General features: G+C 43.4%; 17 protein-coding genes. 8 read left to right on the top strand and 9 right to left on the bottom strand.

Translation table 11 applies throughout. From position 1 onward, the window contains the following. Positions 1 to 185 precede the first annotated feature (185 nt). The 3 genes from DX933_RS07160 to opp4C all read left to right on the top strand — a co-directional run bounded on the left by DX933_RS07160 (position 186) and on the right by opp4C (position 3,915). Complete coding sequence (locus DX933_RS07160) at positions 186 to 2,000, top strand: peptide-binding protein (protein ID WP_123315794.1); 1,815 nt, start codon at positions 186 to 188, stop codon at positions 1,998 to 2,000. 62 nt (positions 2,001 to 2,062) lie between these two features. After that, on the top strand, positions 2,063 to 3,028 hold the full coding sequence (locus tag DX933_RS07155) for an ABC transporter permease (protein WP_123315793.1): 966 nt from the start codon (positions 2,063 to 2,065) through the stop codon (positions 3,026 to 3,028). An 11-nt stretch (positions 3,029 to 3,039) separates the two neighbouring features. Continuing rightward, the gene (gene opp4C / locus DX933_RS07150; RefSeq protein WP_123315792.1) at positions 3,040 to 3,915 is read left to right on the top strand and encodes an oligopeptide ABC transporter permease; all 876 of its coding nucleotides are present in this window, start codon (positions 3,040 to 3,042) and stop codon (positions 3,913 to 3,915) included. A gap of 117 nt (positions 3,916 to 4,032) precedes the next feature. Here opp4C and DX933_RS07145 read toward each other — a convergent pair whose 3' ends face one another. Then, positions 4,033 to 4,401, bottom strand: a complete 369-nt coding sequence (locus DX933_RS07145; protein ID WP_123315791.1) for a PepSY domain-containing protein — start codon at positions 4,399 to 4,401, stop codon at positions 4,033 to 4,035. A 160-nt stretch (positions 4,402 to 4,561) separates the two neighbouring features. Between DX933_RS07145 and DX933_RS07140 the strand changes: the two genes are divergently transcribed. Beyond that, positions 4,562 to 5,041, top strand: a complete 480-nt coding sequence (locus tag DX933_RS07140; protein ID WP_190279442.1) for a DinB family protein — start codon at positions 4,562 to 4,564, stop codon at positions 5,039 to 5,041. 20 nt (positions 5,042 to 5,061) lie between these two features. Here the strand turns inward: DX933_RS07140 and DX933_RS07135 are convergent, their stop codons facing one another. After that, positions 5,062 to 5,838: an aspartate dehydrogenase gene (locus DX933_RS07135; RefSeq protein WP_123315789.1), complete on the bottom strand. Its 777-nt coding sequence runs from the start codon at positions 5,836 to 5,838 to the stop codon at positions 5,062 to 5,064. A 112-nt stretch (positions 5,839 to 5,950) separates the two neighbouring features. Here DX933_RS07135 and DX933_RS07130 point away from each other — a divergent pair, with 112 nt between their 5' ends. After that, positions 5,951 to 6,133, top strand: coding sequence for a hypothetical protein (locus DX933_RS07130; protein ID WP_123315788.1), 183 nt, complete (start codon positions 5,951 to 5,953; stop codon positions 6,131 to 6,133). Between the two features lie 985 nt (positions 6,134 to 7,118). On the opposite strand, the gene DX933_RS07120 is transcribed toward DX933_RS07130, so the two are convergent. Next, a complete protein-coding gene (locus tag DX933_RS07120; protein WP_123315786.1) occupies positions 7,119 to 8,669 on the bottom strand; it encodes a DHA2 family efflux MFS transporter permease subunit in 1,551 nt (516 codons plus the stop codon). Between the two features lie 177 nt (positions 8,670 to 8,846). Here DX933_RS07120 and DX933_RS07115 point away from each other — a divergent pair, with 177 nt between their 5' ends. Next, positions 8,847 to 9,746, top strand: a complete 900-nt coding sequence (locus DX933_RS07115; RefSeq protein ID WP_123315785.1) for a TetR/AcrR family transcriptional regulator — start codon at positions 8,847 to 8,849, stop codon at positions 9,744 to 9,746. A 56-nt stretch (positions 9,747 to 9,802) separates the two neighbouring features. Here the strand turns inward: DX933_RS07115 and DX933_RS07110 are convergent, their stop codons facing one another. After that, positions 9,803 to 10,381 carry a hypothetical protein gene (locus DX933_RS07110; protein WP_123315784.1) on the bottom strand — a complete coding sequence of 193 codons (579 nt, stop codon included), beginning with the start codon at positions 10,379 to 10,381 and terminating at the stop codon, positions 9,803 to 9,805. Between the two features lie 104 nt (positions 10,382 to 10,485). Next, entirely contained in the window at positions 10,486 to 11,274 is a 789-nt protein-coding gene (locus DX933_RS07105; RefSeq protein ID WP_123315783.1) for an MBL fold metallo-hydrolase, read from the bottom strand. A gap of 111 nt (positions 11,275 to 11,385) precedes the next feature. Between DX933_RS07105 and DX933_RS07100 the strand changes: the two genes are divergently transcribed. Beyond that, complete coding sequence (locus tag DX933_RS07100) at positions 11,386 to 12,051, top strand: HAD family hydrolase (RefSeq protein WP_123315782.1); 666 nt, start codon at positions 11,386 to 11,388, stop codon at positions 12,049 to 12,051. Positions 12,052 to 12,383: 332 nt separating this feature from the next. On the opposite strand, the gene DX933_RS07095 is transcribed toward DX933_RS07100, so the two are convergent. The 4 genes from DX933_RS07095 to DX933_RS07080 form a co-directional block, all read right to left on the bottom strand. Further along, positions 12,384 to 15,689, bottom strand: coding sequence for an ATP-binding protein (locus DX933_RS07095; RefSeq protein WP_123315781.1), 3,306 nt, complete (start codon positions 15,687 to 15,689; stop codon positions 12,384 to 12,386). A 179-nt stretch (positions 15,690 to 15,868) separates the two neighbouring features. Further along, complete coding sequence (locus DX933_RS07090; RefSeq protein ID WP_123315780.1) at positions 15,869 to 17,764, bottom strand: PTS fructose transporter subunit IIABC; 1,896 nt, start codon at positions 17,762 to 17,764, stop codon at positions 15,869 to 15,871. Further along, positions 17,761 to 18,687 (bottom strand): 1-phosphofructokinase, encoded by a 927-nt coding sequence (gene pfkB, locus DX933_RS07085; protein ID WP_123315779.1) that lies wholly within the window; start codon positions 18,685 to 18,687, stop codon positions 17,761 to 17,763. Before pfkB ends, DX933_RS07090 begins: the two co-directional genes overlap by 4 nt. Next, on the bottom strand, positions 18,684 to 19,433 hold the full coding sequence (locus DX933_RS07080) for a DeoR/GlpR family DNA-binding transcription regulator (RefSeq protein WP_123315778.1): 750 nt from the start codon (positions 19,431 to 19,433) through the stop codon (positions 18,684 to 18,686). The genes pfkB and DX933_RS07080 overlap by 4 nt, the downstream gene beginning before the upstream one ends. Positions 19,434 to 19,657: 224 nt before the next feature. Here DX933_RS07080 and DX933_RS07075 point away from each other — a divergent pair, with 224 nt between their 5' ends. Continuing rightward, positions 19,658 to 20,044, top strand: coding sequence for an SLAP domain-containing protein (locus DX933_RS07075; RefSeq protein WP_190279441.1), 387 nt, complete (start codon positions 19,658 to 19,660; stop codon positions 20,042 to 20,044). The last annotated feature ends 201 nt before the right edge of the window (positions 20,045 to 20,245 follow it).

Here is a 20,245-nt window from a genome sequence, read left to right as displayed (position 1 = left end):
GGCGGAGTAAACAGCAGTAAGCGTGGTTTAGCATGGAATATCCTGGGATTCGCCAGATGCGGGACCAATCAAAGGGATCTGCAAACTGCCGGATGGTGAATCTGGACCATGTTACTACTGGCAAATGTGAAAAAGAGGCTTATTAATTTCATCCATTCTTTTTATGTAAAAAAGGGGGAATTTTAATGTTGATACGGGAAAAAAAGCTGTGGATTTTATTAGTGTTATTGCTCGCGTTCGGTTTACTACTCGGTGCCTGTGGCAAAGACAAAGAAGAACCGGATAAGTCAGAAGATCAAACAGAAAAAGCAGAGAAAGAGACGGATGAACAAGAGGAAGCAGTTGAAGAGCAAACTGGCCCAACTGCTGGGGGTACCATTGTCGGAGCGATGTATTCAGCACCTGCTGGCATGTTCAACCCCATTTTTTATGAAGAAGCTTATGAAGCAAATATTTTAAGCTTCACACATGAAGGGCTTGTTGCACAAAATGAAAGTCTGGAATTCATACCAAGTCTAGCAAAAAGCTGGGAAACCAATGATGATCAAACATCCATCACTTTCACACTGGAAGAAGGGGTGACCTGGCATGACGGGGAGCCTTTTACCGCGGAGGATGTCGTGTTTACGTATCAAGCGATGTCAGACCCTGATTATGTAAAAGCAGGAGGCATTCGGACCGCATACGTTCATCCATTAAAGGGATACGAGGCTTACAATGCAGGGGAAACAGAGGATTTTGAAGGTGTCGTTGCCGATGATGATCATACCGTAACCTTCCATTTTGAGGAACCAAATATTAATCCATTATATTATGCGAGCTTCCCTATCATTCCGAAGCATATTTTCGGAGATATGACGGTTGTTGAAATGGCAGAAGCACCGGAATCTTTAGACGCTGGAAAGGTGATTGGAACTGGTCCATTTCAGTATACAGAAGCAATTGAGCGTGAGCAGTATGTACTAACTAAACATGAAGCATATTGGCAAGGTACGCCATACCTCGATAAAATCGTTTGGCGTGTCATTGCACAATCGGTGATGACTGGTCTACTGGAATCCGGTGAAATTGATTTCATTGCCGATCCAAATGGAATTGCGCCAGCTGACTTTGAATCGGTGCAAGCTCTAGATCATATTACAATCATCGAGCAGGCTGACTTTGGTTATCAGCTCCTCGGCTTTAAACATCATCACCGAACAACAGAAGATGTGGAAAGCGGTGAGCTGAATCCAGATAATTGGGTACCAAATGAAAAAGTAAGTAATCCAAAAGTGCGGCAGGCATTGGCATATGCTATTAACCGGGAAGGACTTGTCGATGGATTATTATATGGACGTGGGCAACCAATTGACTCCCCAATCGCAGTCCAATTTTGGGCATATGATGATGAAGCAGCTATCCATTACGACTTCGACCAGGAAAAAGCGAAGGATATGCTGGATGAGCTAGGCTATGTCGATCAGGATGACGATGGATTCCGTGAAGATCCTGATGGAGAGGAATGGGTATTGAATATGCATTATCCCACAGGAAATGAACTACGGGAAAAATCCGCTCCACTTATTCAGCAAATGTTGGAGGAGGTTGGTGTGAAGGTTAATCTGCATCAGCCAAAAGAAATGACTGCCTATGTCGAAGGTCTAACCGATGATAATTCGGACTGGGATTTATATTTACTTGGCTGGAGTCTGGGTAGCTCTGATCCGGATCCGACAGGGCTTTGGGGAGTAGATGCACCGTATAATTTCTCACGTTGGAATAATCCAGAATCAACGGAATTGCTGAAGAAAGCATTGAAGGCACCGGAAGCATTTGAGCAAGATTTCCGTAAAGAGGTATACGCCGAGTGGCAGCATGTCTTCTCTGAGGATTTACCAGCATTACTCTTATACGCACAAAATAGTTTGTGGGCCTATCATAATAAGCTGCAAAACGTTGACCCATTACCATTTACAATGTATGAAAACTCCCATTTATGGTGGGTAAAAGAAGAATAATCATTTGATTTCATGGAGGGTATGGCTTCCATACTCTCCTCCTTAATAAGGAGGAGCTGGACATGTATGCTTACACCATTCGTCGTGTACTTATTTTCATCCCCATGCTGATCATGCTTTCTATCATCGTATTTGGACTAGCCAAAGCTGCTCCAGGAGATCCGTTTACTGGCAAAATTCTGGATCCGACCGTTGACCCGGAGGTATTTGAACAACAAAGAGAGGCGTTGGGCTTAAATGACCCTATCCCTGTACAATACGCACGCTGGGCAAGCGCAATGGCTACGGGGGATTTTGGTACTTCCATGTATTACAAAGGCAAATCAGTACAAAGTTTAATTCAGGAACGGGCGTTGAACACCATCTATCTCGGTTTATTTTCACTTGCCATTACGATTCTCGTTGCTATCCCAATTGGCATGTACTCTGCCAGAAATCCATATTCATTACTCGATTATAGCGCTACTACGTTCGGGTTTATGGGATTAGCTATTCCAAACTTCTTTTTTGGACTTGTCGCCATCTACCTTCTGTCCATCAAGCTAGGTTGGTTTCCTGCGCAAGGTACCATTTCCGGTACAGAAATTGGTGGATGGGAAGAATGGAAAAGTCGCTTGCATCATATGGTGCTCCCAGGAATTACCCTCGGATTAGCAGGGACTGCAAGTTATATGCGCTACATGCGTTCGGAAATGCTTGATGTGCTTAAAAGTGATTATATTCGCACTGCAAGGGCAAAAGGAATGGGCGAAAGAAACATTCTGTATAAGCAGGCACTTCGCAATGCCATCATTCCAATTATTACGTTAATGGGCTTTGAATTCGGTGCGCTTCTGAGTGGCGCCATTATTACCGAACAGGTATTCAATTATCCTGGGATTGGAACCTTATTTATCAATTCTATTATGAACCGCGATTATCCTGTTATCATGGCCATTACCCTGTTGCTGGGCGTAGCCATATTAATTGGAAATTTGCTGGCGGATATTTTTTACAGTCTTGTTGATCCGCGGATTCGCTATGATTGAGGTGATTATATTTGCCTAAAAATATTAACAAAGCTTATAAAAGTCCATTTCAGCTAGCCAAGGAACGATTTTTAAAAAATAAATTGGCCATTGCCAGCATTTTTTTCCTATTATTCATCATTGGTGCGGCTATTTTTGCCCCTTTCTTAACAGATCACGATCCCAAAAAAGGAGATCTGCTGCTAATTGAACATGCACCATCTGAGGAGCATATACTAGGTACGGACGGCTCCGGCCGGGACAATTTTTCCAGGTTATTATACGGTGCAAGGATAAGCTTAACGGTAGGCTTTAGTGCGATGATTTTTACTCTTATTATCGGTGTCGTCACAGGGGCTATTGCGGGATACTACGGAGGAATAATCGATAATTTACTCATGCGGCTCACTGACTTAGTCCTAGCTCTCCCCTTCCTCGTTCTAGCATTAACAATCATTGCCCTGTTGGAAAAAGTAACTATCGGCATCTTTGTAACCATCATCGCCATTACCTCATGGCCAACGTTAACCCGTATTGTTAGGGGATCATTTTTATCCTTGCGGGAACAAGAATTTGTGCTTGGTGCAAGGGCAATTGGTGCCACAGATCGGCGTATTATATTCAAGCATGTCATTCCCAACGCTATTGGGCCAATTATTGTCAATGCAACATTGATGATGGCAACCATGATTATTGCCGAATCGGCACTTAGTTTTATAGGGATGGGTATCCCTCAGCCGAATCCTACCTGGGGTAATATGCTTTCGGAAGCACAAAACATTCGCATTCTGCGTAACCATCCTGAAGCATGGATTCCACCTGGACTCGGGATTTTATTAACCGTGTTGGCCATCAATTTTATCGGTGATGGTTTGCGAGATGCTTTTGATCCCAAAAGCAATCCGTAAAGCATAGATAAGCAGCGAATCCCATCCAATTGTGGTGGGATTCATTGCTTACAAAGCAAAAGCATCATGGGAACAGCTCATACCTGTATTTTACCGGTGTATGTCTCTATTTTTATATCAATCCGGTTTTAACCCGACAATAGTACCCGAATTTGCATCTACATCTATCTCATACTTCACGCCATTTGCGGTCATGATTTCTACTTCATAAACGAGTCGCCCTTGCTCGGTTTCGAGTTCTACTTTCACGACCTCCCCCGGCACCCGCTGTAAGGCAATTTGCATCGCTTCCTCGATGGTAATTTTCCGATACGGTCCTTGAAAGTTTTGCTGCTGATAATAACCATGCTGCTGTTGAGGATGGTTTACTTGGTGGGGATACCCCTGATGTTGGGCTGGATGAAACGAATTGGCATGGTTGGGATGATTAGCATGATTAGCATGATTGGGATTTACTTGCCGTGCGTTTGGATGATACCGATACATCTACATCTCTCCTTCATTAGTAAAGTCCCAATTATTTTATTCCCATGCCCATGATATGTGCATTTATCACGGGTAAATGGTTATTAGCCTAAACAATTCGCATGAAGCTTTTGATGAACTCATGTACAATGGAGGTGATTATGATAAGGGAGTGTATTTGATGGAGTCATTAAAGATGTTCGCGTATTCACGTACTGCTACTTTAATTGCCCTTTCAAATATGGATCATGCACTATGGGATGTTCAACCACCTGGGTATCCAAATACGATTCGTTGGAATGCAGGTCATGTCTATATAACTGCGGAGGACTTTTTGCATAAAGCTGACCATCAATATGTCATCAAACATCCGGAGTGGATTGATTTATTCATTGATGGCACGAGACCTTCAGCATGGGAAGGTTCCGTTCCGACCATTGATGCCATCACCGAAGCATTACAGGAACAGGAAGAACGCATTCAGCATAAGCTGGGAAACAAGCTCCAACAGCCTGCATCAGAGGAGCATCGTATTCGCACATTGGATTTAGATACTGTCGATGCTGCGTTACAGTTTGTTACCTGGCATGAGGGAATACATTTAGGGATTATTAAATCGTTATCCATCGCAATGGATGAAATGCAAAACGCTCCGGTCTAAGCAAAAGCCGGAGTGTTTTTTTATCCTATCTGAATGGACCCGCGGAACTTTTGTAAGGTCGCAATGATGCTTGCTGCTGCAAGATAGCTTGTTTTTGGATTGGATTCCAAAGCATCATTAATTAGCTTTGTCTCCGCACTGCCAAATGCCCCATTCAATTGGATTTGATGGACGTTCTGCTGAAAGTCTGGATCTGCAATCAGTTTTACTTTCGTTTGATCCAGGCCAATCCCTGCTAAGGATAGTACAATTGCGACATTCATATTTTTAGGGAACCGAGCTATGGCCTCCCGCGCAGATCCTTCAAATATGATTTCCGCCTGTGTCAAGCTCCGGTCTACTAATGAATGCGCCGGTTTGGTCGTAGTGAGGAAAACCTCCTTCAAGCCACCTAATGCATTAGCACTTTGAACCATATCCAAGCCACCAATTGCCCCTGCTGGCAAAAGTAGCTGACAATTCCCCTTATCCACAATCCCGCTTACCTTTTCATAAAATGAATCGTCTGCAAAAGCACCAACACTTATTACAACAGTATCTTTTGCTTGGATGACCGCAGGCAGATGATCATAAACTGCTTGAATCGTTGCCGCCTCCACAATGACATCCACATCGGAATGGATAAACTCATGTAAATCCGTATACAAATCGACCTGATATTGCTCCGCCATAGCAAGATACTTCTTTCGATCACGTACAAGTAAACCCGTTACCTGCATCCCCTCGTTTGGCTGAGCTTCAATCTCCGACAATAAAAATTGTGCAATCGCGCCAGCCCCAATTATCCCAATCCTCATGAGAATCCCCCTTCCACATATATCCTACTCCCATTATAGCAAAGAATAGCACCCTATCCTTTGCCCGATGGTTATAGAATGATTCGGTCGGAATCGGCAGGCCGATTCCTTCATGATGAGGGGAGGAGTTGGTGCGCGAGTTGGGGTGGCTGATGCGCGAGTTAGGGGGAAGGTGCGACTTCATGATGCTAGCGCTCGACCTTTCCTGGTTGAGGCGCGACTTTATCCGATTGGTGCGCGAGTTTGCGTGATCGGTGCGCGAGTTGGGTTGGGTTTTACGGTTTGGACTTTTTAAGTGATGTTGAAATCGGCTGGAGCCGATTTCTTTCCGATTGATGCATGCGACTTTGAGGCCGGGGCATGCGACTTTCATGCTGAGGCATGCGACTTCGGGGCCGGGGCATGCGACTTTCATGCTGAAGCATGCGACTTCGGGGCCGGGGCATGCGACTTTCATGCTGAAGCATGCGACTTCGAGGTCGGGGCATGCGACTTTCATGCTGGGGCATGCGACTTCAGGGCTGGGGCATGCGACTCTCATGCTGAGGCATGCGACTTCGAGGTCGGGGCATGCGACTTTCATGCTGAGGCATGCGACTTCGGGGCCGGGGTATGCGACTTTCATGCTGAGGCATGCGACTTTGAAGCAAAGGTATGCGACTTCGAGGCAAAGGCATGCGACTTTGGGGCCGGGGCATGCGACTTTCATGCTGGGGTATGCGACTTTCATGCTGAGGCATGCGACTTCAGGGCTGGGGCATGCGACTTTGAGGCTGGGGCATGCGACTTTCATGCTGGGGCATGCGACTTCGGGGCCGGGGCATGCGACTTTCATGCTGAGGCATGCGACTTCGGGGCTGAGGCATGCGACTTTCATGCTGAAGCATGCGACTTCGGGGCTGGGGCATGCGACTTTCATGCTGAGGCATGCGACTTCGGGGCTGGGCATGCGACTTTCATGCTGAGGCATGCGACTTCGGGGCTGGGGCATGCGACTTTCACGCTAAGGCATGTGACTTCGGGGCTGGGGCATGCGACTTTCATGCTGAGGCATGCGACTTTCATGCTGAGGCATGCGACTTCGGGGCCGGGGCATGCGACTTTCATGCTGAGGCATGCGACTTCTCCCCAAACCCATGCGACTTCCTGGCCAAATCTGTTGAACAGATTTCTCAAGTGTTATGGGGTTGGAAGCTGCAGGCTGATTCCAACCTTACCATCATCTGTCGATAAACAAAGAAATCGGCCGTAGCCGATTTCGTCGTCTTTACATGATTAAATTAAACGCCTGCTGGAGTTGGGCCGTCTCCTTTTTCTTGGGTATCTGTTTTTTGTACATATTCTACATCCATTTTAGGTGGTGTTACCCGTTTGATGAAGAAGGAGAGTATCAAGGCGACTAATGCGATTAAGGTTGCGACTAGGAATGCAAAATTAATTCCGTTTAACATAGCTTGATTCCCTATCTCCTGCTGGAACTCAGCCAAGCCAGCTTCCGTAGTTGGCAGATTGCCAGATGCCGCAGCTTCTGCAGCTAGGTCTGCGCCTGCTGATTCCATTCGCTTCGTCATTACTGTTAATAGCAAGGCAGATCCGATAGCTCCGGATATTTGCTGTAACGTACTGTTCATTGCGGTACCGTGCGGATTTGATTCCATTGGAAGCTGGTTTAAACCATTTGTCATGACTGGCATCATGACGAGTGACATACCAATCATTCTGACCGTATAGAGCATCATGATATAGTAATATCCTGATTCAAGACCGAGCTTACTTAAATAAAATGTAGTTAAAATGGTAATAGACAGGCCAATAATTGCCATGATTCGTGCACCATATTTATCAAATAAACGCCCTGTTACTGGTGACATCAGCCCCATCACGATTGCACCTGGCAGCATCAATATGCCCGAATGAAATGGCGAAATGCCGCGAACGGTTTGGACATACAATGGTGTTAATATCATTCCGGAAAACATCGCCATCGAAATGACGATACTAATCGCAGATGATAGTGCAAACATGGGATGCTTATAAATTCTAAAATCAAGCATTGGCTCTATCATGCTATTTTGACGGAGAATAAAGATCACTAATGCAATGGCCCCAACTGCAATCGTGCCATAAACAAATGGTGAATCCCAGCCGAGATCTCCTGCAGAACTGAATCCGTACAACAATCCTCCAAAAGCTAAGCTCGAAAGTACCAATGAAAATAAATCAAGGCTTACATTTCGGTTAGGGGTAATATTTTTCAATTTAAAAATCGCATAAATAATGGTAATTAAACCAAAAGGAATGACGATTGCAAATAGGACTCGCCAAGAATAAGTCTCGACAATCCAACCGGATAACGTTGGTCCAATGGCTGGTGCAGTAAACATAACCAACCCGAAGTACCCCATTGCAGAACCCCTGCGTTCTACTGGAAAAGCTGTCAGCATCACGTTCATTAATAATGGCATCATTACTGCTGAACCAGATGCCTGGATCATTCTGGCCAATACCAATATCCAAAAGCTCGGTGCAAATAATGCAACAGTTGTACCAAGCGTAAATAAGCTCATGGCAATTAAGAATAGACTTCTATTCGTAAACTTTTGAATTAAAAAAGCACTGGCCGGAATTAAAATTCCATTTACAAGCATATAACCAGTTGTAATCCATTGCACACTGGATGGCTTTACATCAAATTCATCCATAATGGCAGGTAGTGCAACGTTTAATAATGTATTGTTTAACAGTGCGACAAAAGCTCCAAAGAAAAGAATGGCAATCATGCCGTACGGTGGATTTTCATGCATTTTTTTAATATCAAGATTATTTTCCATTTTATTGCTCCAATCTACTTACAGGTATAAAAATATACGTCCGTTTATCTACTCAACACATTTTATACTCACGGTCTAAAAAAATCAACAATTTTATATCTATTTTTAAAAAAGATTGATATGAAGGCGTTTTACTATTATAATCTGAATAGACTATGAGTCCAAAAGGTGATATAAATGAACAATCGTAAACAACAAGTTACTGCTGTAGCCCAACGGCTTTTCATTGAAAAAGGTTTCTCTTCAACCTCGATACAGGATATTATCCAGGAATCAGGAATATCGAAAGGAACATTTTATAATTACTTTTCTTCCAAAAATGAATGTCTAATAGAAATTTTGGAAGAAGCACAGCACCACACAGCTATACGCAGGAATGAATTATTAATCGGTAAGGATCCTGCTAGTAAGGAGATTTTTATTGAACAAGTGTCCATTCGAATCCTGTTAAACCGTGAATTAAATTTATTCCCGCTCTTTCAAGATATTTTCCATTCCAAGGATCCTTATTTAAAGGATTTTGTCATTAAGCATCATCGTGAGGAAATATTGTGGGTGACACAACGGTTAATTGAAATCTATGGTGCAACATCTAAACCATATGCAGCAGATTGTGCAATCCTCATGCTTGGCATGATTCAACATATGAATCAGGTATATGCAATGGAATTTAACCGTCAGATGGATGTGTTGCCACTTATTCAATTTATTATGCGCAGAGTCGATACGATTATGTCAGGAATGATCAAATCGAAGGATGTCATGATTGGTGAAAAACTGACGCTCCAAGCAAAAATACACCCAAACAAATTATCTATAAGTAAATCCCTGGATAACCAGCTTCAACAACTGTCAGATCGTCTACAAGGGAAAGAATGGCAGGATGCATTGCAGTTTATAGACTTTTTAATGGAAGAAGTTCAATTAACCAATCCACGAATTTCTCTCATTAAAACCATAAGTCAATCTTTAAAAGCAACGATGAAGGATTCGGATTATGAATCAGCTACACGCAGTGTTTTGGTCGATGTATGGAGATATATTGATCTATTGGAATCGGAATTGAACGCACAATGAAAAAAGGAAGGCTGTTTGCGTTATCAAACAGCCTTCCTTTTTCGTCTGCCCTATGTTCAATAATAATATGGATAGCCACCATATGGATACCAGCCATACCCATAGCCATAAGGATAACCGTATGGATTTGGCGTATCAAATCCTCCAACAAGGGATCCCAGTATAAGTCCACCTAGAAGTCCGCCTGTAAAAGGAACAATCCCAAAGCCTCCAACTGGTGGTCTTCCACCATGATGACCATAAGGTTCTGGTCTTGTTTGTCTATAATCCGTCGGGCTGATGGTAGGATAAGGTATCCACATCGGATACTGCGGCGTGACCAGTGGATACGCATTCATCTCATGATTCATTACATCGGTATCCATCATTTCCGAGTCCCGATCTTCGTCAACAGATTCTGCATTTGTCACTTCATGCATCAGTTCCGATTTTTCGTCATCCGCAGATCTGGCATCTGTTGCATTTTGTCCTTCTTGTTCCTCTGCCTGGCTCGCTTGAGAAAAATGTGATTCATGCTCGGTTTGATAGATTACCTCCACGTTGTCATCTGTCGTTTCGCGTGCAGGTTGCTCCTTTCCATGTGTAACTTCTTTCCCCTTCCAGTCATTTTCCGTTCCAGCTTGCCAATTTACCATGCTTTTCCCCCATTTCATATTCCATGCTCCATATAGACATATGTCATGGGACGTATTCTTGTTTGGGTACTTACCTATTTCAAGGAAAAATGAAAAGCTGCTTGCTATTGCGCCTTTAAGATAGAATGAATCATATGCATGGGAGAGCTTTCACCAAAGGATAGCCGCTCCATTGGATGATGATTAGGAAACAAGACCTGTCTGATTTCTTCACTTGACCAACCCTTTTGATGTGCTGCAACAATTTGCCCTGCCATTTCTTCCAGATAAGCTAATTTCTTTGCGAGCAATTGCCTACCATTTGGCAGTGGGCCAGCATGTGAACAGATATAAAGATCAAAATCATACGCCAATACCTTGCGCAGAGATTGCATCATTTCTGGAATGTCTTCAAAGGCGAAAGCACTTTTGGGATATGGCTGGACAAATAAGTCTCCACCAAATAACCAGCCCTTCTCCTTAACCAATAAAGAAACATGATCTGGCGCATGACCTGGTGTATGAATTGGTTCAAAGCTATACAAATTGGTTTGGATAGCATGTTTGAGCAAAATCGTCTCAAAAGGCTTACGTTGTCCCCAGAAAACACGGCGGTAGAAAGGTAGCGAGATAGACTGCCTGCCAATATCTCTACCGTTTTCATGCATATAAATAGGGAGCTTCCGTTGATAAAGCCAATTCGCCATGCCAGTGTGGTCCTCATGATGATGTGTCAAAACGATTTGTTCAATCGGCTTCGATTCAAAAAAAGCACGAAGCTCCTTTGCTTTTCGTGACGGACCTGTATCGATAAGCAAGCCATCTAAATAATAGACAGATACCTTTAACTCCTGCCCGAACATTGCCAGTCGGACTTCTGCCTGTTCTAAATCTTCATGTATGATTCGTTTCATTCCGCATCCCCCGTTTTTCGAAAAAATATGTATCGGTTATTTCTATCTTCATTTCATATTCTATCAAAAATTGATATGATGGATGGAATAAGTCAACGAAAGGAGCTCCAAATGAAGGTTGCTATTTTTGATTTCGATGGGACAATTTATGCTGGGGAAACGTTTCCACTATTAATGAAGCATCTGAAAACCCACCCCAATCATCGTCAATATTATGGACGTTTTTTCCGTCGCATATTGCCGCGTTATATAAGCTATAAGCTGAAGCTACTTCCCGAGGGGAAAATGAGGGAACGTTCGATGCAAATTTACGCAAGTAACCTTGCCCCATTATCAACCAATCAGCTTGCAGCATTTTTTTCCGAGGCGGCCAATAAAATGGTGTCTCATTTCAATCCGCAAGTGGTGGAAAGGATTCATCAGCATCATCAGGACGGTATTCATATCATGCTCGTCTCAGGTGCCTTTACTACTTTATTAAAGGATGCATTGCAAGCCTATCCATTCGACTGCATTATTGGTACGGACATCCCATTAGATGACCAAGGGATTGATGTTTCCAAACCGATCTATCATATTCAAGGCATTCGAAAAAATAAACAAATAGAAGCCGCCTTACAAGGGATGGAGATAGATTGGGAAAATAGCTTTGCATATGCAGACAGCTTGTCCGATTTGTCCGTACTAGAATTGGTTGGTAATCCTGTAGCAGTGCAGCCTGATCAAAAGTTGGAGGAAATAGCCATTCAACGCTCCTGGGACATTATCAGTGCATAATATCCCAGGGAGCTTGTCATGTTTATCACAGATTAACTGGCTGTAAGACCCCCTCACTTCAACCATTTTTTCTAATAACTAGAATTGTAAGCGGGGGCAACAGCCAGTAAAGGCCTGATTGGTTCAACTAACAATCCGTGGGGGAAGGGCGAAAACACCCACGGATTGAAGTTTCACTTTATCACAGATTAACTGGCTGTAAGACCCCCCACTTCAACCATTTTTTCTAATAACTAGAATTGTAAGCGGGGGCAACAGCCAGTAAGGCCTGATTGGTTCAACTAACAATCCGTGGGGGAAGGGCGAAAACACCCACGGATTGAAGTTTCATTCTATGAAAATAAAGGTAATTCTATATAAAAACTGGTACCGATATGTGGTTTGCTTTCTACCTTGATACTGCCATTATGTGCTTGGACGATCTCCTTTACGATGGCTAAACCTAAACCAGTCCCTTTTACCGTCTCCTCCTGTACGTCATCTACTTTATAATATCGCTCAAATAAGTGTGGTATCGCTTCTGCTTTGATGCCTCTGCCATTGTCACATATACCAATGACAATTCCCGGGTGGTCTGGATCTCTAGCCGTCTGCAATGTATAGTTCATCTTCAATTCAATCGTTCCAGTCGCTTCCGACGTATGCTTCATGGCATTCCAAATTAAATTAAGCATCAGCTGATTCATCCGGTCTCCATCAATCGATAGCTGCCAATCATGCGTATCTAAAGGTTCTGGTAGTTTCTCCGGGTAGACAAACGTCCTGCCAGACTGCTCAATATCTGCCCTGGCGACATCCACCGCTTGCTGCCACCACGCTGCCAAGGGCACCAACTGAAAGCTAAAACCCATTTTTCCAGTCTTTAATACAGCCAAATCAAATAGATCGGATGTCAACCGCTCCAGCACAACCAATTTATTATTAATCATGTGCAGGTAATGGGGATTGTTTTTTTGAATTAATCCTTCATTTACCGCCTGAAAATAGCTTTGAATCAATGTAATTGGAGTGCCAATTTCATGTGTGATACTGGAAAATAATTGGGTCCTGCTTTCCTCCATCTCCCGTAAACTTTCATTGGCATTGGATAGTTTTTCATTAGAAATCACGAGCTCTTTCGTTCGTAATTTTACTTTTTGCTCCAAGGATTCATTCAACCGCTGCAATTCCTCGTTTAACGTCGCCATTTCACTCGTTAGCCTTCGTAAACTAATTAACGTTTCCACCCGGGAGAGCAGCTCGCCTTTATCACATGGCTTCGTCAAATAATCATTCGCTCCCGCCTCAAAGGAAGTGAGCTTATCTTTGATTTGGTTTTTTGCCGTCAGCATTAAAATTGGAAGCTCAGTCAGGGTATATGTTTCACGGAGCTTGGAACAAACCTCAAAGCCTGACATATGCGGCATCATGATATCTAAAATAACCAAGTCGATTGATGTTGTGTCCACAAGCTTCAATACGTCCGCGCCATTGGTAGCTGAAAATACCTCATATCCTTCCATAGACAGTTGATTCAATAGTACTTGCAGGTTCACAAACTCATCATCAGCAACCAATATTCGACCACGTTTTTTCTTCGGCTGATCCTTTGGTGTAGACACCTCAAGGTCTAGCCCTTCTACCTGTTCCAGCATGGTCGGTAAGGTTGCAGTACCTTGCTCCATCCCTACTGCATCACGCAATGTCTTTGGAAAGGTTAATGTAAAGATGGATCCCTTTCCTGGCACCGATTGAACTTCTAATTTGCCACCATGCAGCTCAATTAATTGCTTGGTAATATTAATTCCGATGCCTGTACCACCGAAATCACGCGATACGGAATTAGAAACTTGGCGAAAAGGTTCAAAAATAATCGCCATCTCTTCATCGGTTAACCCTTTTCCCGTATCAGATACATGAATTTTATGGGCGTGTTCTGTTTGTGTTGCTGATATGGTAACTTCTCCAGCATCGGTGTATTTGATAGCATTCCCAATTAGATTGTAGAGCATCTGAATGAACCGGTTTTGATCGGCAATAATCGGTGGAAAATGTTCATCAATTTGATTGTGTATTGATATTTGCTTGCCATGTAACAGCTGCTTGCACATCGGTAGGAGAACATCCACCAATTCCTTTAACCGAATCGGCTGTAGCTTAATATCCATCGCTCCATGCTTTAGCTTGGAAAAATCAAGTAAGTCATTGACCAAGCCTGTCAGCCTGCGACCACTGGCAACAATTAACTCTAAATTTTTTTTCATCACTGGTGTGACCGTCCCAGCTACCCCATCTGTAAGAGATTGTGCGAGACCAATGATCCCGTATAAAGGCGTTCGCAATTCATGGGAAGTAATCGCTAAAAATTCATCCTTTAATTCATCTGACCGTTTCAAATTCTCGACGGCTAGCAATTGATTTTCTTGCGCGCGCATCACGGCTTCCTTTTTTTCCGCACGCAATATATTAATCCGATCGGCAAGTGCCAAAGATAATAGGACCACTTCAAAAACTGCCGATACCTGCCAAATATTTCTCGTAATAAAAGTAAGTGGCAATAATCCCGAATCAGCAAGCAGTGACATCAATACGCCCACTAAAAACACAAACCAAGCCAAAATGAAAAACCTTGCTTGTCTTGCCCCCCTCGTCCAGCAAATCGCTCCGGACACCAATACAAATAACACCATGCTCGACAGGCCAATAACCATCAATTGGAGCGCCAGCTGATAAGAAATAAAACAAAGCAGCAAATTAAAGCCATTAAAGCCTAAAATTGGCCAAAGCAGCTTCTTCCCAGTGGGCAAATTTTTATCAAATTCTAAAAAGCTATTCGCAAAAAACAAAGCAAAAATACAGCCCAGACACATAAAGAAAACGATTGACCTCGTATTCCACCACGGTGCATCCGGCCAAAAGAATTGGTAAGCAAGTCCATTCAACGTTAAATTCGTGAAGCTGGTCGTACAAATGACAAGCACATAATATAAATAACTTCGATGCCGTAAAGAAAAATATAAAAATAAATTATACACTGCCATGACACCCATGATTCCATAAAATAGTCCCATCGATAGAAAGCTTAGCTGTTTATTTAATGTATAACCAGATTTTTCCCATATATGGATAGGCATTTGCATGGAGCCATCTGTGCGAAAGCGAATGTAGAAGGTCAATTCCTCCTGTTGATGAATCACAAACGAAAAGGCAAACTCCGGATTGGCGAATTCACGTGTATGGAAGGGATATTTGGCGCCCATATAATGGACTTCATCCACCTGTCCCCCACGTAGAACATATACATCAAACTCATGAAGCGGTGCATAGGCGACTTCTAATATTCTTGAAGTAATATCTGTATCATTTTTTATCGTGAAATGGGCCCAATACGACGATGACGTGTATCCGAAGTTTGGCGTACCTGCATGATTACGTTCAAATTGATCTGCCAAGGGCTCCTTCATCACATCATCCAGTTCCCATTCACCATGCTTATCCTCCAATATAAATAAATCATCACGAATATGTACTTTTTTCGTATCGGAAGGCAGATGAATCAGGTCTGCAGTTTCAGCACCTTTTGCGAGAAAAGAGGCTGGAAGCAGAAGGACAATCAAATGAATGACAAATATCATAGCCAATAAGCGCATGTACTTCATGACTCACATCCTCTCGCATTAAAGTGAGAATTTTCCGAAACCCATTTTTTCTATTATACGTCACTTCGTTGGAATGAACAATACATGCATGATTCGTGCGTAATCGGGAACTTCATCACATTAAAAAACCTCCAGGCACCGTGACTGGCACGGGATGGAGGTTTCCATTGGATCAAAGCTTAACTGACTGTTTTGTCCTTTTTTAATACGCCAAGCATGATTGCGGTTACTGCTGAACCAATGGCAATTGCTAACAAATATAAGAATGGATTTCCTTCAATGATAGGAATGACAAATACGCCGCCATGTGGTGCGGGTAATCCAATATGGAAGAACATGGACAGCCCGCCTGCTACGGCAGATCCAACGACTGCTGCCGGAATCACTCGACCAGGGTCAGCCGCCGCAAAGGGAATCGCTCCCTCTGTAATAAACGATGCTCCCATAATATAATTGGTTTTACCAGCATCTCTTTCCTGTTTCGTAAATTTTTTGCTGAAAAAGGTTGTTGCCAGTGCGATTCCCAATGGCGGCACCATACCGCCTGCCATGATCGCTGCATGCGGTAGTAAAATACCATCCGCAATCATGGCAATCCCAAAGGTGTAAGCAGCTTTGTTAATCGGGCCCCCCATATCTACTGCCATCATTCCACCTAGAATGAGCCCGAGCAAAATAGCATTAGACGTCCCCATTCCCTCCAGCCAGCTGCCAAGTGCTGTATTAAATGCACCGACTGGCTTCTCGACAACGAAGAACATGATCATCCCAGTTAGAAAAATACTTAGCAACGGATAAAGCAGAATCGTTTTGATGCCTTCAATGGATTGTGGTAAATTTTGCATGACCTTTTTTAATCCAATTACAATGTATCCAGCTAAAAAGCCAGCAATAATTCCACCGATGAAACCTGAGTCACCCTGGGCTGCCATGAATCCACCGACCATACCTGGTGCAAGACCTGGTCTATCAGCAATACTCATGGCAATAAAGCCCGCCAACACCGGGATCATCAGACCAAATGCATTGCCACCACCAATCGTATTCAGCGCCTCGGCAAATCGATTATATGCTGCATTGCCAGGTACATGTGATTCAATACCGAATAAGAAACCGATTGCAATTAAAATTCCGCCTCCAACGACAAATGGAAGCATATGGGAAACACCATTCATCAGATGACGATAAAAAGCATTCTGCTGCGGTTTTCCTTCCGCATTTCTTTGCCCCGTGTTCCCCTGGCTGCTAGGCTGATAGATTGATGCTTCCTCCGTCACGATCTTGTTCAGTAATTCTGCAGGTTTACGAATACCATCGGCCACACCAGTTTCTAGTAGACGTTTCCCAGCAAATCGCTCCATATCCACCTTTGTATCTGCGGCAACAATTACGCCGTCTGCACGCTCGATATCTGCTGCAGTTAGAACATTTTTTGCACCACCGGAGCCCCTTGTTTCCACTTTTATCTCATAGCCAAGTTCTGCGGCTTTTGCCTTCAAAGAATCAGCGGCCATATACGTATGGGCAATCCCTGTCGGGCAGGCCGTAACAGCTAAGATAAACTTTTTACCCGTCTCATCTTCAACTGGTGATACAGCTGGTGCTTCATCCTGTATTTTTTCCTTTTCAGCCGTATCCAGCAGTGCAAGAATAGCAGCTTCATCCTTTGCTTCCAGCAATTTCTTACGGAAGTCTGGATCCATCAGCATGGAAGATAGTCTAGCTAATGTATCCAGATGTTCATTGTTGGCACCCTCTGTCGCCGCAATCATGAAGAACAAATGACTGGGCTGCTGATCCAGTGCTTCATAGTCTATCCCTTGCTTCGACCGTCCAAAAACGATAGCAGGTACTTTTACCGCATTTGTTTTTGCATGGGGAATGGCAACCCCTTCTCCTATCCCGGTAGAGCCTTGTTGCTCCCGTTTCCAAATTTCCTGTTGAAATAAGTCCACATCCGTCAGCTTGCCAGCTTCATCCAGTCTTTGAGCCAGCTCGCCAATTACTGCCTCTTTCGTGTCTGATTCCAATGCCAAAATAATCGTATCCCGACCAAGTAATTCCGTTATTTTCATGATTCCTTCCCCCCATTCATTATTTGAACCAGTGGATATAAACGATCTGCTTCCTGTTTGGTACATAGATCATCTGAAAAGGCTGTCGCTGAACCGGAAGCCACGCCATACTGAAAGGCTTCACTTATATCATCACAACGAATATAGGTGCTTAAAAAACCTGCTACTAATGAGTCTCCTGCACCAACCGAGCTCTTTAATTCCCCTTTTGGTGTGGCAGCCTGCCAGACGCCGTTCTGATTGACTAGAATGGCACCCGCGGCACCCATCGATACTATTACATGGACAGCTCCTTGTTTCACAAGCTGTTTTGCACCTGAGATGGCTTCAGCTGTTGTCGTGATGTCCTTCCCAAGCATATCTCCTAACTCCTCGATATTTGGCTTGATTAGGAAAGGTCGATATACTAATAAATCAACCAAGGAACGGCTGGGAATATCTAATACTTGTTTGACGCCATTCGCACTACATTGCTTCACCATATCTTCATAGAGTTGAAATGGAACCGATGCTGGCAAACTACCAGAAATAACGAGGTAATCCCGTTCATCTAATGCTTTTATTTTCTGGACAAGCTGCTGCTGTTCTGCTTCAGTAATGAATGCACCACTTCCATTAATCTCGGTTTCTGACTCATCTGTCTTCAATTTCACATTAATCCGTGTCGGGCCCGCATGTTGAACGAAGTCTGTTAAAATCCCCGCTTGATGCAGGCTTTCTTGAATAAAGTTTCCGGTAAATCCACCCGTAAATCCCAGTGCGATGGATTTCATCCCAAGATGCTGTAACACCCGCGAAACATTGATTCCCTTCCCACCCGGGTAAAAAGCGGTGTCTTGTACCCGATTTAGTGTGCCGAGCTGAATGGATGCGGATGCCACCTGATAATCTACAGACGGGTTCATTGTGCATGTATAAATCATTTGATAGTCACCACCTTCGTATGTTCCTGAAAGTCTTCCAACCCCTCGACGACTTCCCCATCTGTTAAAATGACTGCTGTCGATAAATCAGCGATCAAGGAAAATGCAGTTTCATAGAATTTAGTATGGTCTGCCAATACATAGGTTTCCTGCCCCTGCTCTAATGCCAAAGCTTTAACGGCTGCCTCTTCCGGGTCAGGAGTCGTATACCCATAGGCTGGATGAAGACCATTGACACCGATAAACGTCTTATCAAATCGATAGTGTCGCAGGCTATTCATTGCTCCCTGTCCAATAAATGCTTCCGTTCGCGGCTTCACATATCCACCAATGACATAGGTTTCAATCCCTTTGTCCAAAAGTGCTTTCACATGATTCAGTCCATTCGTTACGACGATAATATCTGCTGCATCTAAATGTGCAATCATTTGATGGGCAGTTGTTCCAGCATCGAGATAGATGCAGTCACCACGCTCCACCAAACTTGCCGCATACGCTGCAATGGTATTCTTTTCCGATAGTTTTCTAGAGGCCTTTTCCACGAGACTAGGCTCTTCTCTTTTCCGTTGAAATAATGTTGCCCCGCCATGCAATCGTTTTAACTTTCCCTCCTTCTCCAATTGACTCAAATCTCTTCGTATCGTTGACTCCGAGGCCTGTAACATTTCCACCAATTCATGAATTTTGACCGTTTTCGCTTCTTGTAATAGCTGTAAAATCCGCTGATGCCGCTCCACCGTTAACATGACACTTCTCCCTCCATCCAACTGGTTCCGTTTTTCTAACCCCATTATAAGTGAAACGCTTTCAAAATTCAATCATAAACAATCATTATTAATCAAAATCAATCATAATCATTCAATTCTATCTTTCAATTTGCTTTTGTGTCTACCAAATAAGTGGTGCCAAACATTGCAAGTCCAGCGCCATTTCGTTACGATAAAAGAAATAATTAATGGAGGGGATCATCATGCAACAGTTGCAATTCCACCCGGTATGGGACAGGAAGCTACATCCAAAAGAGCGTGATTTTTATCAGCAATGTTTTAACCAATTACCGGATACGGACGAGCAACTATCCCTTGTCCCCTGTCGTGTCAATTACAAGAAAAATGGCGGATTATCTCTGACTGTTTTCATTCAAAATGGATCAGGAGAAGCGTTTTTTCTACGTGAGCTTTCGTTGACGGTCTACCATGAGGAGGATACATGCTTGGCAAGCGGTACTTTCTCTCCAGCGTTTTCCATCGACGGTCACACATCGACACCTTGGTCATTTGTTTTCAGTCCGGAGCAAACAAATCCATGCATTGAAAGATTAGATGTAAGTAAGCTTCGCGTTCTTTTACAAACATAAAAAATCAGTCAAGTCCATAATCCTGTGTAAATTACATTTACAATATTTACCAGATTAGACAGAAATATATAATCAAAATTATAAAGCACTAAGTCGATTCCCTGCTGATATACAATTTGATATGGAGGGGCGGGTGTGATAGCCTGTTACGGCATAGCCAGGTAGTTGTTGTTTACCTGGCTTCTGGCTGGTGAAATCATA

This window comes from Ornithinibacillus gellani (assembly GCF_003730295.1).
In the GTDB taxonomy this organism is placed as follows: Bacteria; Bacillota; Bacilli; order Bacillales; family Amphibacillaceae; genus Ornithinibacillus_A; species Ornithinibacillus_A gellani.
The sequence above is the reverse complement of the archived record's forward strand: the minus strand, read 5'-3'. Positions and strand labels throughout refer to the sequence as shown.